This window comes from Streptacidiphilus sp. EB103A (genome assembly GCF_041261405.1).
Classification (GTDB): Bacteria; Actinomycetota; Actinomycetes; order Streptomycetales; family Streptomycetaceae; genus Streptacidiphilus.
On sequence record NZ_JBGCAQ010000005.1, the window covers coordinates 328,364 to 343,381 of the forward strand.

Sequence of the window (15,018 nt, forward strand, 5' to 3'; positions counted from 1 at the left end):
GGCTCAGGCGGCGACGTTGACGGTGACGCTGTGGAAGCCGGTCGCGCCGTTGGGCCGGGCATCGACCTTCTGTTCGGTCTGGGTGTAGCCGGTGAGGTCGGTCGCGCGCACCTCCAGACGGTGCGAGCCGGCGGTGGCCGGCCACTGCCAGACCCACTGGCGCCAGGTGTCGATGGTGTCCTGGGCGGCCAGGGTGGCGGTGTGCCAGGCGCCGCCGTCCACCCGTACCTCGACCTTGGCGATGCCCTTGCGCTGGGCCCAGGCGACCCCGGCCACCGGGACCGTTCCGGCGGTGAGCTTGCCGGAGCCCTTGGGGGTGTCGATGCGTGACTCGGTCTTGATCGGGGCCTGGGCGGACCAGCCGCGCTTCGCCCAGTAGGCGTCGAAGTCGCTGAACTTGGCCAGCTCCAGGTCGGTCACCCACTTGCAGGCGGAGACGTACCCGTACAGGCCGGGGACGACCATCCGCACCGGGAAGCCGTGCGCGAAGGGCAGTGTCTCGCCGTTCATCGCGATGGCGAGCATGGAGTCGCGGCCGTCCATCACGGCCTCCACCGGGGTGCCGATCGTCATGCCGTCGGACGAGCGGGCCACGAGCTGGTCCGCCGGTCCGCCCTTGGACGGAGGCACCACGCCGGCCTCCTTCAGCAGCGGCGCCAGCAGCACCCCGGTCCACCGGGCGTTGCCGACATAGGAGCCGCCGACCTCGTCGGAGACGCACATCAGGGTGATGTCGCGGTCGATGACGCCGCGCGCCACCAACTCCTTGTAGCTGATGTCCAGTTCCTTGGTGACGCCGGTCCCGTGGATCCGCAGCTTCCAGGTGTTGGCGTCCACGGTCGGGACCACGAGCGCGGTGTCGACCCGGTAGAAGGAGGGGTTGGGGGTGATGTAGGGGCTGAGCCCGGGGAGCTTCAGGTCGGAGCCGACCGGCGGAGCGCTGGCCGTGGCGCGCGGGGTGGGGATGCTGACCGCGGCGCGCGAGGCGGCGGCCTTCTGGGTGCCCGCGGCGTTCAGCTTGTTGCCCAGCAGACCGGCTCCGGCCGACACCGCCGACGCCGAGAGCGCGAGCATCACGAATCCGCGGCGGTCGAAGCTGGTGTCCGCGGGTCCGCCGCCCATCGGCTGCGCGCCCAGCCCGTCGTCCCGCCAGGGTGCGGCCTGGGCGGCCAGCCGTGCGGCGAGGAGGTAGAGGACGATCGCGCCGACCACGGCCCCGACCACCGAGGGCACCGGGTCGTACCGTTGCGCGTCGGGGCGGGACATCGCCGAGACCGCGCCGAGCAGGCCGAAGGCGAGCACGCCCACCGAGCCGACCCGGCGCCAACGCAGCGCGAGCAGGCCGAGCCCCATCGCGAAGAACGCCAGCAGGACCAGGATGCCCAGTTGCAGCATCAGCTTGTCGTTGGTCCCGAAGTTGCGGACCGCGTAGTCCTTCAGCGCCCCCGGGGTCCGGTCGATGACCGCTTCACCGACCGCCGTGACCGGGCTGGCCTGTGGGCGTACGGCGACCGCCGCCAGTTCGGCGACCGCCAGCGAGGAGAACGCCGCGACCAGGCCGCTCAGCGCGCCGAACAGGACCCGCAGCTTGCGTCCGCCATGAGGCGGGCGTACCGAGCGGGGCGACCGCCTGCTGCTGTGGGCCCCGTGGGCCGGTCTGGTGGTGTAGGTCATCCGCTCACATCTCCGATGTGGGGCGGGATGTGTGCGTCCCGCCGGTGGCCGGCCGTGTCTGGTGCGTGCGTCCATCACACAGCGTCGGAGCGCCTTTGAAGAGGTTGTGGCTGCTTACGGAAGTCCTACGGCGGTGGTCCCGGACACGGACGGGGCGGGCGACCTCGCGTCGCCCGCCCCGTCCGTTCCCCTCCTGCTGCCGGCTCTGCGCAGGACGTCAGTCCACGTGGTGCGCGGTCAGGTACGCCTGGACCTCGGCCCGGACCTCCGGGGTGTCCAGTCCGCGCACGACCATGGTGGTGCGCCGCCGCAGCACGTCGTCCGGGGTCTGCGCCCACTCGTGCGCGGCCGCGTAGGCGACCTGGGCCCAGACGTCCGGGCCGTCGGGGTGGATGGGCCGGCCCAGCTCGGGGTTGTCCGCGATCAGCTGGGCGATCTCGAAGGACAGCGTCCCGTAGTGGGTGGCCAGGTTGCGCGCCACCAGCGGGTCGATCCTGGTCCCCGGCTCGCGGTCCACCAGCAGCCGGTGCGCCACCGCGTTGGGGCTGGCGACCCCGGGCAGCGGCACGGTGCGCGGGATCGCCGAGATGTCCTCGGCCAGGCCGGTGCCGGCGACGTGCGCCAGCTTGTCCAGCACCACCCGGCCGATGTGACGGTACGTCGTCCACTTGCCGCCGGCCACCGACAGCATCCCGCCGCGGCCCTCGGTGACCACGGTCTCCCGCTTGGCCGCCGCGGTCTGCCCGGGGCCGCCGGGCAGCACCCGCAGGCCGGCGAAGGAGTAGGTGATCAGGTCGCGGTCCAGGTGCTCGTCCTGGATCGCGTGCCCGGCCTCGCCCAGGATCTGGTCGATGTCGGCCTCGGTCGCCCGCACGTCGGCCGGGTCGCCGGTGTACTCCTCATCAGTGGTGCCCAGCAGGACGTGGTCCTCCCAGGGGATGGCGAAGGAGACCCGGTACTTGTCGATCGGTATGGTCAGCGCGGCATGCCACGGCGCGCGACGCTTGACCACCACGTGCGCGCCCTTGGACAGCCGGATGCTCGGCGCGGAGCCGGCGTCCTCCATGGTCCGCAGGTGGTCCACCCACGGTCCGGTCGCGTTGAGCACCAGCCGCGCGTTCACGCCGAACTCGGTGCCGTCGAGCCGGTCCCTCAGGTCGGCGCCGGTGACCCGGCCGCCGGTACCCCCCTTACCTCCAGAAAACCGCAGGCCGGTCACCTCGGCGTGGTTGAGCACCACCGCGCCGGAGTCGACCGCCGCGCGCACCGTCATCACCGCGACCCGGGAGTCGTTCATCTGGTGGTCGCCGTAGACCGCCACCGAGCGCAGCCCCTCCGCCTTCAGCGCCGGGACCTGCTGCAGCGCGTGCGCGGGGGTGGAGACCCGGCCCATGCCGTCGCGGAACGCCGAGAGCGCCGAGTACAGGAAGACCCCCGCACCCAGCTTGGGGGCGCTGTGCGGGCCGCCCTTGTAGACCGGCACGAAGAAGGTGAGCGGGTTGACCAGGTGCGGGGCGACGTCGGTGGCCAGGGCCCGGCGCTCCTTGTGGTTCTCCGCGACCAGCTTCACCGCACCGGTCTGCAGGTACCGCAGCCCGCCGTGGACCAGCTTGGACGAGGCGCTGGAGGTGGCCCCGGCGAAGTCGCCGGCGTCGACCATGGCCACCTTCAGACCGGACTGGGCGGCGGTCCAGGCGACCGCCGTACCGAGAATGCCGCCGCCGATGACCAGCAGGTCGTAGGTGGCGCTGCTGAGCAGGTGCCGCGACTGCGCGCGGCTGGCGGAGTGGTTGGCGCCCAGGGTCGGGATGGTGTTCATCAGCTGGTCCGGCGGGGCCGCGGGTTGACGCGGGACCTGCCGTGCTCCTCTCAGGAAGGGTGTCTCAGAAGTGGTGCTGTCGGCACGGGCGGGACCGGACCCGGGGTGTGGGTCCGGGTCCCACCCGTGCCGGTACTGCTACGCCGAGGGCTGGTCCTCTTCGATCCAGCCCATGGTGCGTTCCACGGCCTTGAGCCAGTTCTTGTACTCGCGGTCGCGGGTGGCCTCGTCCATGCGCGGGGTCCACTCGGCGGCGCGGTGCCAGTTGGCCCGCAGGGTGTCCAGGTCCGGCCAGAAGCCGACCGCGAGGCCGGCCGCGTAGGCCGCGCCCAGCGCGGTGGTCTCGGCCACGAAGGGCCGCTCCACCGGAGCGTCCAGCACGTCCGCGATGTTCTGCATCAGCAGGTTGTTGCTGGTCATGCCGCCGTCGACCTTGAGCGCGGTCAGCGTGACGCCGGAGTCCTTGGCCATCGCGTCGACGACCTCACGGGTCTGCCAGGCGGTGGCCTCCAGGACGGCGCGGGCCAGGTGGCCCTTGGTCACATAGCGGGTGAGGCCGGTGATGACGCCGCGGGCGTCGGAGCGCCAGTACGGTGCGAACAGACCCGAGAACGCGGGGACGATGTAGGCGCCGCCGTTGTCCTGGACGGTGTTGGCGAGGGTCTCGATCTCGGCCGCGGTGGAGATGATGCCCAGCTGGTCGCGGAACCACTGCACCAGCGAACCGGTGACCGCGATGGAGCCCTCCAGGGCGTAGACCGGCTTCTCCTTGCCGATCCGGTAGCCGACCGTGGTCAGCAACCCGTGGTAGGAGTTGACGGCCTTCTCGCCGGTGTTGAGCAGCAGGAAGGTGCCGGTGCCGTAGGTGCTCTTGGCCTCGCCCTCGTCGAAGCAGGTCTGCCCGAACAGCGCGGCCTGCTGGTCGCCCAGCGCGGACGCGACCGGGACGCCCTCCAGCACGCCCACCGCGTGTCCGTACACCTCGGCGGAGGAGCGGATCTCCGGCAGCACCGCCGCCGGGACGCCCATCGACTCCAGGATCTTGGCGTCCCATTCCAGGGTGGCCAGGTTCATCAGCATGGTGCGGGACGCGTTGGTGACGTCGGTGACGTGCACGCCGCCGTTGACGCCGCCGGTCAGGTTCCAGATGACCCAGCTGTCCATGGTGCCGAAGAGGACGTCGCCGGCCTCGGCGCGCTCGCGCAGGCCCTCGACGTTGTCCAGCAGCCAGCGGATCTTCGGGCCGGCGAAGTAGCTGGCCAGCGGGAGCCCGGTCTCGCGGCGGAAGCGGTCCTGGCCGACGTTGCGGCCCAGCTCCTTGCAGAGCGCCTCGGTCCGGGTGTCCTGCCAGACCAGCGCGTTGTGGACCGGCTCACCGGTGTGCCGGTCCCACAGGATGGTGGTCTCGCGCTGGTTGGTGATCCCGATGGCGCGGATGTCGGCCCTGGTCAGGTTGGCCTTCTCCAGCGCGCCGGCCACCACGGACTGGACCCGGGTCCAGATCTCGGCGCCGTCGTGCTCCACCCAGCCGGGCTGGGGGAAGATCTGGCTGTGCTCCTGCTGGTCGACGGCGACGATGCGGCCGTCCGCGCCGAAGATGATGCAGCGGCTGGAGGTGGTGCCCTGGTCGATCGCGGCGATGAACTGGCCGCCATTGGACAGTGTGGTCACGGCTTGGGTCCTCTGGGTCGGGGTGCGGACAGGGGTGCGGCAGGGTGGTGCGGCGGGGTGGGGTCTCCCGGCCGGGTGTTTCGGACAGCGGCCTATCAGAAAGCGGCGTTGTACAGCAGGCCGGCGAGCGCGCCGCCGGCCAGCGGACCGACCACCGGGATCCAGGCGTAGCCCCAGTCTGAGCCGCCCTTCTTGGGGATCGGCAGCAGCGAGTGCACGATACGCGGGCCGAGGTCGCGGACCGGGTTGATCGCGTAACCGGTCGGTCCGCCGAGCGAGAAGCCGATGCCGACCACGCCCAGGGCGGTGATCAGCACGCCGGTGCCGGACAGGCCCAGACCCGGGGTGAGGCCTTCGGCCAGGATCATGATGCACAGCACCAGGGTGCCGATGATCTCGGTGACCAGGTTCTGTATGGGGTTACGGATCTCCGGGCTGGTGGAGAAGATGCCCAGGGTGGGCTCGTCGTTCGCCTGGAACTGGCCGAGGTAGGTGAGCCAGACCAGGAACGCGCCGAGCATGGCGCCGAGGATCTGTCCGGCGAGGTAGACCGGGACGTGGCTCCAGTCGCCGCTCTTGATGGCGACGGCCAGGGTGACCGCCGGGTTGAGGTGGGCGCCCGAGAGGTGGATCGAGACGTACGCCGCGATCATCACGGCGAAGCCCCAGCCGAAGGCGATGGCGACCCAGCCGGCGCCGAACGCCTTGGATCTCTTGAGCGTCACGGCGGCGCAGACGCCACCGCCGAGCAGGATCAGCAGGGCAGTGCCGATGAGCTCGCCTACGAAGATGTGGCCGTTGGACACAACGACTCCTTTGTCCGTGTCCCCTGTGGGTGGGAGAGGGCTTGTGATGCGGCTGCCGTGAACAATGTTCGACATTGTCGACCGCCATGCGGCAGTTTTCCCCCTGTCCGGCATTACGTCAAGACCGCCACTCATTCGTGAAAAAGCGGTTAAAACACCAGTGAATACGGACAAATTGTCCGCGCATGGACAGGCCAAGGCCCGGCTCGGAATCGGCTGGAATGGGCAGAACGGGACCGGTCAGAACCGGGCCGCGCCCAGGTCACGCGAGATGGCGCGGGCCGCCTCGCGCACCGCGACGACCAGTTCCGGACGGACCACTCCGGCCTCGCACACCCGCTCGACCGCGCCGCTGATACATACGGCACCCACAGGATTGCGGCGGCGGTCCTGGATCAGCGCGCCGATCGAGGCCACACCCGCCCAGGTCTCCTCGACGGCCGCACTCCAGCCGCGTTCGCGCGTCAGCGCGCACTCCTCGTCGATGGCGGCCAGGTCCACCAGCGTCCGCGAGGTGAAGCTCTCCGGCGGGTACTCCTCCAGCTCGCCGCGGGCCACCGGGTCGTGCGCCAGCAGCACCTTGCCCAGCGCCGTGCTGTGCAGCGGCTGCATGCTGCCCACCTCCAGCACCTGCCGGCTGTCGTCCGGCCGGAAGACGTGATGGACGATCAGCACACCGTGCTGGTGCAGCACTCCGAGGTAGACCGTCTCGCCGCTGGCCCGGGCCAGGTCGTCCGCCCAGACCAGGGCGCGCGCCCGCAATTCGTGCACATCCAGGTAGCTCTGGCCCAGGCGCAGCAACTCCGCGCCGAGCTGGTACTTGCCGCTCTCCAGGTCCTGCTCGACGAAGCCCTCCGCCTGGAGGGTGCGCAGGATGCCGTGCGCGGTGCCCTTGGCCAGGCCCAGGGAGGCGGCCACCTCGGACAGGCCGAGTCGGCGCTCGCCTCCGGCGAGCAGCCGCAGAATGGCCGCCGCGCGCTCGAGCGACTGGATCGGGCCGGGCATCGCACACCTCCGCTGGGATACGGTCGACAATGTAGAACACCTTATGAGTATGTCGACCGCTAACTCTTCTTCCCAGAGTGTGCCAGTCCGGCAGCCGCTACTCCATATCGGCCCGGTGAAACGCCCGCCGCCGGAGGGTCAGAGCAGGTCGGCCCGGGCGGGGTCGTCGTTCAGGAACCCGCCCGACTGGTGCTGCCACAGCTTCGCGTAGGCCCCGTCCGAGGCGAGCAGTTCCTGGTGGGTGCCCTGCTCGACGATCCGTCCGCGATCGAGGACGACCAGCCGGTCCATGGTGGCGACCGTGCTCAGCCGGTGCGCCACCACCAGCGCGGTGCGTCCCTCCATCAGCCGCCACAGCGCCTCCTGGACCAGGAGCTCGCTCTCCGAGTCCAGGGCGCTGGTCGCCTCGTCGAGCAGCAGGATCGGAGCGTCGCGCAGGATCGCCCGGGCCAGGGCGACCCGCTGGCGCTGTCCGCCGGACAGCTTGACGCCGCGTTCGCCGACCATGGTGTCGAAGCCCTCCGGCAGCGCGTCGGCGAACTCGGTGACATGCGCCGCCTCCGCCGCCCGGCGGATCTCGGCGTCGGTGGCGTCCGGCCGGGCGAAGGCGATGTTGTCCCGCAGGCTGCGGTGGAACATCGCCGGGTCCTGCGGCACATAGGCGATCAGGCTCCGCAGGTCGGCCTGGCGGAGCCGGCTGATGTCCTGACCCCCGATCAGGATCCGGCCGGTGTCGATGTCGGTCATCCGCAGCAGCAGCCGGGTGAGCGTGGTCTTGCCCCCGCCGGACCGGCCGACCAGGCCGATCCTGGACCCGCTCGGCACCGCCAGGTCCAGGTCCTCGAACAGCGGCCGGGCGCCGACGTGGGCGAAGGTCACGTGCTCGAAGCGGACGTCGGCGCCCCGGGACGGCAGCGCCTGCGGCGACGGCGGGTCGAGCACGGTCGGCTGCGTCAGCAGCAGCTCGGTGAACTGCGCGGCCTCGGTCATCGAGCTCTCCAGCCGCCGGTAGATCTGGTTGAACTCGAACATGATCCGCGTCGCGTTGCTGTAGTAGGTGAAGGCGACCACGACCGCCTCCACGCCGTGCCGGCCCCCGCCGAGAGCGACCGCGAGCAGCAGGCCCAGCGCGTTGGTCAGCACGGACATCGGTGCGACCAGTGTGTCGATGCGCAGGTTGCCGTAGTCCCAGGACCGCAGCGAGAGCTTGCGCGACTGGGCGACGCGGGACCGGTGCTCGGCGGCCTCGCGCTCCTCGGCGGCGAAGGCCCGGACCGTGTCCATGTTCATCAGGCTGTCGGCGACATGGCCCGACACCCGGGCGATCGCCTCCTCGCGCTGGTCGACCAGCCGCTGGCGGCGACGGATCAGCGGCAGCACGCAGAGCGCCGTCACCACGATCATCGCCAGCAGGCCGACGACCAGCAGCGGCTGGTAGCTCCACAGCACCACCGACCCGAAGATCAGCGGCACCAGACTGCCCACCACCGAGAACGTCAGCGTGTCGATGAACTCCTCGAAGCGGGAGGCGAAGCTGAGGATCCGCTTGGTCAGCGACCCGGCGAAGTTCTCGTGGAAGAAGGAGGCGTCCTTGGCGAACAGCTCGTCCATGCCGATCACGTACAGGTGCTCAATGCCGAGGGCGTCGAGGCGGTTCAGGCAGTGCAGGCCCACCCGCCACAGCGCCTCCGAGAGCAGCAGCACACCGCCGAAGCCGAGGACGTAGGGCAGCGTCGCGCCCACGGTGATGCTGCCATGGTCGGCGATGCGGCCGACGAGCTTGGCGACGACCAGCGGTGCGATGTAGTTGATGCCGACGTTGCCCAGCGCCGGCAGCAGCATCGCGGGCCCCGTCAGCCACCGCAGTCGGGCCAACTCCCGTCCGTAATATCGAAGTGCGAGGAGCATCGAGCCCCTGCGCGGTGAATCGTCGCGCGTTCCGGGCGATTTCATCCCACCCCCCGTGGTGTGGTGCGGCAGCCCGCCGGATACCGCTCCGGTCGCAGGGCATGCCAAGTAAGCCCCCGCGCGGGATACGGGGAGGCCGAAACCGAAGTGTCCCGCGGCGGCGCCCGCGCAGTCCAAGCGTTTTCGGCGGGGCTGTGGTTGGGTGCATTCCCATGAAGCTCCCGTACGGGCGGTCGGGCACCTCGCCGTTGCTGCTCTCCGACGCCGATGTCCGGATCCACCTCGACGCACCCACCGCTCTCGCCGCGGTCCGTCGCGCCCTGGTGGCCCACCACGAGGGCGCCCTGGTCGCCCCGGCCCGACTCGCGGCGGAACTCGGGCGGGGGAGTGGACTGGTCTTCACCGCAGGACAGTTGGCGGGTGAGTGCCACGGCTTCCGGGTCTACGGGCCCGATGCGGGCTCGGAGCAGCTGGTGGCGCTCTGGGACTCGGCCGGTGGCAGGGTGCGGGCACTGGTGACCGGTCATGAGTTGGGGGTGCGGCGGACCGGGGCGATCGGTGCGGTCGCCGCGGACCTCTGGGCACGGCCCGACGCGCGAACCATCGGACTGGTCGGGGCGGGAACCCAGGCCTGGGCGCAGCTCTGGGCGATCCGCTCGGTCAGGGAACTGGCCGAGGCGGTGGTGTTCTCGCGCCGGCAGAGTCGTGCGCGGCTCTTCGCGGCTCGCGCCGAACGCGCTTTCGGCATACCGGTGCGGGTGGCGTCGGTCGCGAGGGAGGCGGTGCTCGGTCGCGATGTGGTGATCCTGGCGACCAGCAGTGCGGTGCCCGTGATCGAGGCGTCCTGGCTCTCGCCCGGCACCCATGTGAACACCCTCGGGGCGAAGGGTCCCGAGCGGAGTGAGGTGCCGTTCGATCTCGCCGTCCGGCTGGAGTCGGCCCGGACCGACCTGGTGTGCACGGACTCCCGGGCGCAGTTGGCCGCCCTGGACGGCGGCTCGCTGTTCGACCCGTCGCGGACGGTGGAACTGGGTGCGGCCGCGGCCGGCGCGCACCCGGGCCGCACCGCCGACGACCAGGTGACGCTGTTCTGCTCGGTCGGCCTGGCCGGGACCGAGGTCGTGCTGGCGCAGACTCTCGCGGAGCGCTGCGAGCGGGGCTGAAAACGACCGGGAGAGATGGCGAGGAATATCCTCCGCTTCGGGTAATGGGCCAGTAACAATGGGGTAATGTACCTACCGTGCGGTTTTCTAATGGGCCGCTCCAACGCCAACTACCACGGAGAGGGCGGCATCATGGCACAGCAGGAGAGAGCCATCCAGACCAGGTGGACCGTGCTCCAGGCCGCAGCCGCCGTCTTCGCCGAACACGGGTACTCCAGCGCCAGCATGGCCCAGATCCTGGCTTCCGCCGGGGTGACCAAGGGCGCCCTCTACTTCCACTTCCCCTCCAAGGAGCACCTGGCCAAGGCCGTGGTGGCGGAGCAGGCGCACCTGCTGACCGAGGGGGCCTTCGACGCCGCCCCGGGGATTCAGGCGCTCATCGACATGTCGCACATGTTCGCGGAGGGGCTGCGCACCGATCCGGTGGCACGCGGCGCGGTACGACTGGTGATCGAGTACGGTTCCTTCTCCAGTCCGGACCCGACGCCGTACCTGCAGTGGATCGAGGCGGTGCGCGGACCTCTCGCGCAGGCGCGGGAGATCGGGCAGCTGCGTGCGGAGGTGGACATCGACTCCACCGCCGAGGCCGTGGTCGGGATGTTCACCGGCATCCAGCTGATCTCCGAGGTGCTCAGCGGCCGGGCGGACCTCGGTCGCCGGATCACCTCGCTGTGGGAGCTGCTGCTGCCGAGCCTGCTGGTCCCGGAGGCCATGGCCGGGCTGCGGCTCGAGGGCTCCCGGCTCGCGGTCGGCTGAACAGCCGTCAACCCGATGGCCGGGCCGACACGGTGACGGGGCGGGAGGACCAGGTCCTCCCGCCCCGTCACCGTGTCGGCCCGGCGCAGAGTTCAGTCCGCCAGCAGCTCGGCCCGGTCCCCCAGAGCCGCGCGCACCTGGTCCGCGGTGATGTCACCGGCCCGCTGGATCCGGAAGCGGTCGTCGACGAGCGTGACGATGGTGGAGGAGGCCGTCGTCCCCTGGCTCCCGCCGCGGATGACCATGTCCACCGAGTCGCCGATCTGTGCCACGGCCAGGTCCAGGTCCACCAGCACCCCGTCGGCCTGGCCCGACAGGTTGGCCGAGGTCATCGCGACCGGCCCGCCGGTGTGCTCCAGCAGGCTCTGCATGGTCGGGTTCGACAGGCAGCCGATGGCCACCGTCGGGCCCCCGCAGACCAGATGGTCGGGGACCCGGGTGTTGCGGGGCAGGATGATGTTGAAGGGCCCGGGCCAGAACGCCTCGGTCAGCCGCTCCACCGGGACGACCAGGGAATCGGGGACGACGGTGTAGTCGCGCCACTCCTGAGGGGTGCGGACGAACAGGGTGAGCGGGGACGTCGGCGGGCGGCGCTTGATGGCGAAGGCCCGCTCCACCGCGGCGCGGTTCCAGGGGTCCAGGGTGAGCGCCAGATTGGTGTCGGACGGGGCCACCACCACGCCGCCGTTGCGGATCAGTCCTGCGGCCTTCCGCAGGTTGAGGTGGGTCGGGCTGACGACGTTGGGCTGCTTCGCGGTGGAGGCGGGCGAGTCGGCGATGCTCATGGGATCCTCTGCTCTCTGTACGGGTTCTGCGGGCTCTACGGGCTCTGCGGGCGGGTCACTTGGTCAGTTGGACGGCCGCGCTCACGGCCGTGAGCCGGTGCGGGATCTCGACGGCGCGGAGCCGCCCGCGGCACCACCGCCGCAGTTCCGCCGTGTCGAGGTCGATGCCGTTCCGGGGCAGCACCTGGGCCGCGAGCAGGCCGTCCGGGTCGGTGTCGACCCGGACCGCGCCCACCGCGGGGTGTTCGGCGAGCACGCGCTCGACCAGTCCGAGGTAGACCTTCTCGCCGGAGACCGAGGCCACCCGGCGCGCCCGTCCGACCAGTCGGACGCTGCCGTCCGCGGTCGGCTCAGCGAGGTCGCCGGTGGGGACGTCGACCCCCTCCGGCCAGGCACTGAACGCACCGTCCCGATACCGGCCGGCCTGCGCCGTGGGGGTGCTGACCAGGAGTTCTCCCGGTCCGTCGGAGCGATCCGCCAGCCGTAGTCGCACGCCCGGCAGGGGTTCGCCGAGCGTGTCCCAACCGTCGGGGTCCCCGTCGAGATGGTTGGTGGCGACCCGGGGACCCGCCTCGGTGAGTCCGTAGGTGGCGAAGACCTCCCGCACACCGCTGCGGCGCAGCTCACCGGCGGCGGTGCGCCCCAGCCGGTCGCCCCCGACGGTGACCTGACGGAGACTGCCCGGCATGCCCGACCCGGCGGAGAGGATGCGCAGCAGCAGATGCGGCGTGAGCGCGGTGTGGGTGACCTCGCTGTGCGCGGCCGCGTCGCGCCACGCCGCCACCGAGAACGGCGGTTCCAGCAGCGAGAGTTGCATACCCCTGGCGAGTACGCCCAGCACGCCGCAGACGAACGCGGAGGAGAAGTAGAGGGACTGGGAGAGCAGATAGCGCTCGCCCGGCTCGGGCTCGCCGACGCTCGACCAGTGCATCGCGGCGTTGCGCAGCAGGCTCGACCGGCGGTGCACGACCGCCTTGGGCAGGCCGGTGCTGCCGGAGGTGGCCAGCACGAGAGCCGGTTCGCCCAACGGGTCGGGTTCGGGCTGCTCCGGGAGCGCCCGGTGACCCCGGAGGTCGAGCAGCACCGCCCCCGGATCCCTGCCGACGGTTCGTGCGGCCGCGCCGGCCCAGCTCCGGGCCGCCGCGGGAGTCGCCCGGACGGCGGCGGCAGCGGTGTGCGCGCTGAGGATGCGACAACTCTCCGGCGCCAGCGAGTCGGAGAGCAGAACCGGGACCAGCCCGGCCTCCCAGGCGGCGGCGACGTCCAGCAGGGTGCCGAGGCGGCTGCCGGTGGCCACGATCACGCGCGCGCCGGGGGTGAGGTCGAGCCGGTTCCACTCCTCGGCACGCAGCCGGACCAGTTCCAGCAGGTCGGCGCTGCCCAGGGTGCGGGTCCGGCCGTCCCGGTGCTCGACCAGCTCGGCGTCGGGGTGGATCCAGTGGGCCGTCATCGCACACCGGTCAGGACGGTCCGGCCCGGCGCGGCATCGCCCGGGGCCGAGCGGATCCGGCGCAGCGCGGCGGCGTCCTCGGAGGAGAGCCCGTCCCGCCCGGGCGGCCCGGCCGGGACGGCGGCGAAGGAGGCCCGTGGGTCGATCCGTTGCGGCTCCTCGGCCTCCGGCAGTGCGGCCGCCCGGACCAGGGTGACCATCACGCTCACACCCTCCCCGCTCAGCACGCCGTCGCCGCCCGGCTCCCAACTGCACACGCCCACCACGGCGGTGTCGATCGCCCGGGAGCAGAGCCGCAGCGCACCGAGCAGCAGCGCGCCGTCGAGGCTCGCCCGCCGGCCGGCCAGCACCACCGAGGGTCCGTTCGCGGGCAGCGCCCTGGCCACGCTCTGCGCGACGATGTTGTACCCGGCCACCGAGAAGGTGACGGGGCTGCGCCTGCCGCTCGACAGCGACCCGGCGAAACGACGGACCGACTCCTGGTTCCCGCGGCGGGAGGCGACGAAGACCCCCCGCCGGCCGGGATCGCCGGTGAGCGGGTGCTCCGCGGTGAGCGCGGTCGCCGCCAGCTCGGCCAGACGTGACGCCGGGTCGAGTCGTGCCCGGAGCGTGGCCGGCGGCACCTCGGTGACCGGCGTTCCCGGCACGGCGGTGCGTACCGCGTCCGACCGGCCCGGGGTGGCGAGCACCGCGATCCGGTCCAGCCGGTAGACGCCGGGCACGCCGCTGAAGACGAGTGCGCTCATGGTCACCTTCACCTCACTTCCTGGGTGCAGAGGGTTGCGTGAGCGGTCGTGGAGCCGAGCTCGAGCGAGGCCTCCACCGTCGAGAGGCGCCCGGATCGCAGGATCCTGGCCCGGAGCACCCCGGACCCTGCGGCACCGGTATCCGCAGCGGCCGGGCGGTACTCCACCAGCCGGGCGGGCACGCAGCGGTCCACCCCGCGTTCGGCGGCGGCCAGTCGGCAGGCGATCTGGTGCAGGGCCTCCAGGGCCAGCGCCGCTCCGGCGTCCGCCGGACAGCCCGGCGGTGGGAGGTACCGCGCCGACGCGGTGCCGTCGCCGTCCGCCCCCAGCGCGAGCGGACCGCACAGCCCCAGGAACCAGCCGGTCCCCGGCTCGTCGCGTTCACTCATCGCCGGGATCACCCGGCCAGGTGCCCATGATGTGGTAGCCCGCGTCGACGTACACGGTCTCCCCGGTCACGCCCGACGACAGGTCGCTCAGCAGGTACAGTGCGGTTCCGGCGACGTCCGCCGTGTTGATGGACCGTCCCAGCGGACTCCGTTCCGCACGCTGGGCCAGCGACGCCGAGAAGTTGGGCAGGCCGAAGGTGGCCAGGGTCCGCATCGGCCCGGCCGACAGGACGTTCACTCTGGTTCCGTGCGGACCGAGTTCGGCGGCCAGGTAGCGTGCGGAGGACTCCAGCGCGGCCTTCGCCACCCCCAGCACGTTGTAGCCGTGGCACACCCGCTCGGATCCGAGGTAGGAGAGGGTGAGGATGCTCGCCCGCTCCGACAGATGGGGGCGAAGCGCCTGGACGACCCCGATCAGCGAGTACACCGAGGACTCCATGCACTCGGTGAACCCCTTGCGGCTGGTCGCGGCCAGCCCGCCGGCGAGCTCCTCCCGGTTGCCGTGGGCGACGGCGTGCACAATGAAGTCGATCTTCGGGGCGGAGTCCGCGCCGGCCGCCGCGCTGCGGGCGAAGTCGGTTCCGAGTCCGGCCAGTTCGGCGTCGTCGGTGACGTCGCAGCGGCCGAGCCAGGGGTCGCCGCCGAGCCGGGGCGTGGCCCGCTCCAGCCACAGCCCGGCCGATCTGCTCCGGTAGGTGAACCCCAGTTCGGCGCCCTCCGCGGCCAGTCGCTCGGCGATTCCCCAGGCGATGGAGCGCTGGTTCACCACACCGAGCACCAGCCCGCGGCGGCCTGCGAGCAGTCCGGTCGACCGGACGGCCGCGGTCTGTTCTGCGGTGGTCATCT

At 71.7% G+C, this 15,018-nt stretch carries 13 protein-coding genes; 2 read left to right on the plus strand and 11 right to left on the minus strand.

The genetic code is table 11. The features are described from left to right. Positions 1–3: 3 nt before the first annotated feature. From ABH941_RS10705 to ABH941_RS10730, 6 genes are all read right to left on the minus strand, one after another. Positions 4–1,674: a molybdopterin-dependent oxidoreductase gene (locus tag ABH941_RS10705; RefSeq protein ID WP_370128548.1), complete on the minus strand. Its 1,671-nt coding sequence runs from the start codon at positions 1,672–1,674 to the stop codon at positions 4–6. Positions 1,675–1,891: 217 nt separating this feature from the next. Continuing rightward, entirely contained in the window at positions 1,892–3,493 is a 1,602-nt protein-coding gene (locus ABH941_RS10710) for an FAD-dependent oxidoreductase (protein WP_370128550.1), read from the minus strand. Between the two features lie 138 nt (positions 3,494–3,631). Then, positions 3,632–5,164 carry a glycerol kinase GlpK gene (glpK, locus tag ABH941_RS10715; RefSeq protein ID WP_370128552.1) on the minus strand — a complete coding sequence of 511 codons (1,533 nt, stop codon included), beginning with the start codon at positions 5,162–5,164 and terminating at the stop codon, positions 3,632–3,634. A 95-nt stretch (positions 5,165–5,259) separates the two neighbouring features. Next, positions 5,260–5,970, minus strand: a complete 711-nt coding sequence (locus ABH941_RS10720) for an MIP/aquaporin family protein (protein WP_370128554.1) — start codon at positions 5,968–5,970, stop codon at positions 5,260–5,262. A gap of 240 nt (positions 5,971–6,210) precedes the next feature. Next, positions 6,211–6,975: an IclR family transcriptional regulator gene (locus ABH941_RS10725; RefSeq protein WP_133996131.1), complete on the minus strand. Its 765-nt coding sequence runs from the start codon at positions 6,973–6,975 to the stop codon at positions 6,211–6,213. Between the two features lie 138 nt (positions 6,976–7,113). Next, the gene (locus tag ABH941_RS10730; protein WP_370128557.1) at positions 7,114–8,883 is read right to left on the minus strand and encodes an ABC transporter ATP-binding protein; all 1,770 of its coding nucleotides are present in this window, start codon (positions 8,881–8,883) and stop codon (positions 7,114–7,116) included. Between the two features lie 212 nt (positions 8,884–9,095). Between ABH941_RS10730 and ABH941_RS10735 the strand changes: the two genes are divergently transcribed. Continuing rightward, entirely contained in the window at positions 9,096–10,046 is a 951-nt protein-coding gene (locus ABH941_RS10735; RefSeq protein ID WP_370128559.1) for an ornithine cyclodeaminase family protein, read from the plus strand. A gap of 132 nt (positions 10,047–10,178) precedes the next feature. Beyond that, positions 10,179–10,802 (plus strand): ScbR family autoregulator-binding transcription factor, encoded by a 624-nt coding sequence (locus ABH941_RS10740; RefSeq protein WP_370128561.1) that lies wholly within the window; start codon positions 10,179–10,181, stop codon positions 10,800–10,802. A 92-nt stretch (positions 10,803–10,894) separates the two neighbouring features. Here ABH941_RS10740 and ABH941_RS10745 read toward each other — a convergent pair whose 3' ends face one another. From ABH941_RS10745 to ABH941_RS10765, 5 genes are read right to left on the minus strand one after another with little or no spacing between them, the layout of a single operon-like run. Further along, positions 10,895–11,587 (minus strand): L-threonylcarbamoyladenylate synthase, encoded by a 693-nt coding sequence (locus ABH941_RS10745; protein WP_370128563.1) that lies wholly within the window; start codon positions 11,585–11,587, stop codon positions 10,895–10,897. 55 nt (positions 11,588–11,642) lie between these two features. Then, a complete protein-coding gene (locus ABH941_RS10750; RefSeq protein ID WP_370128565.1) occupies positions 11,643–13,037 on the minus strand; it encodes a class I adenylate-forming enzyme family protein in 1,395 nt (464 codons plus the stop codon). Next, positions 13,034–13,783 (minus strand): hypothetical protein, encoded by a 750-nt coding sequence (locus ABH941_RS10755; protein ID WP_370128567.1) that lies wholly within the window; start codon positions 13,781–13,783, stop codon positions 13,034–13,036. Before ABH941_RS10755 ends, ABH941_RS10750 begins: the two co-directional genes overlap by 4 nt. Before the next feature lie 8 nt (positions 13,784–13,791). After that, positions 13,792–14,172: a hypothetical protein gene (locus tag ABH941_RS10760; RefSeq protein WP_370128569.1), complete on the minus strand. Its 381-nt coding sequence runs from the start codon at positions 14,170–14,172 to the stop codon at positions 13,792–13,794. After that, positions 14,165–15,016, minus strand: a complete 852-nt coding sequence (locus tag ABH941_RS10765; RefSeq protein ID WP_370128571.1) for an enoyl-ACP reductase — start codon at positions 15,014–15,016, stop codon at positions 14,165–14,167. The genes ABH941_RS10760 and ABH941_RS10765 overlap by 8 nt, the downstream gene beginning before the upstream one ends. Between the last annotated feature and the right edge of the window lie 2 nt (positions 15,017–15,018).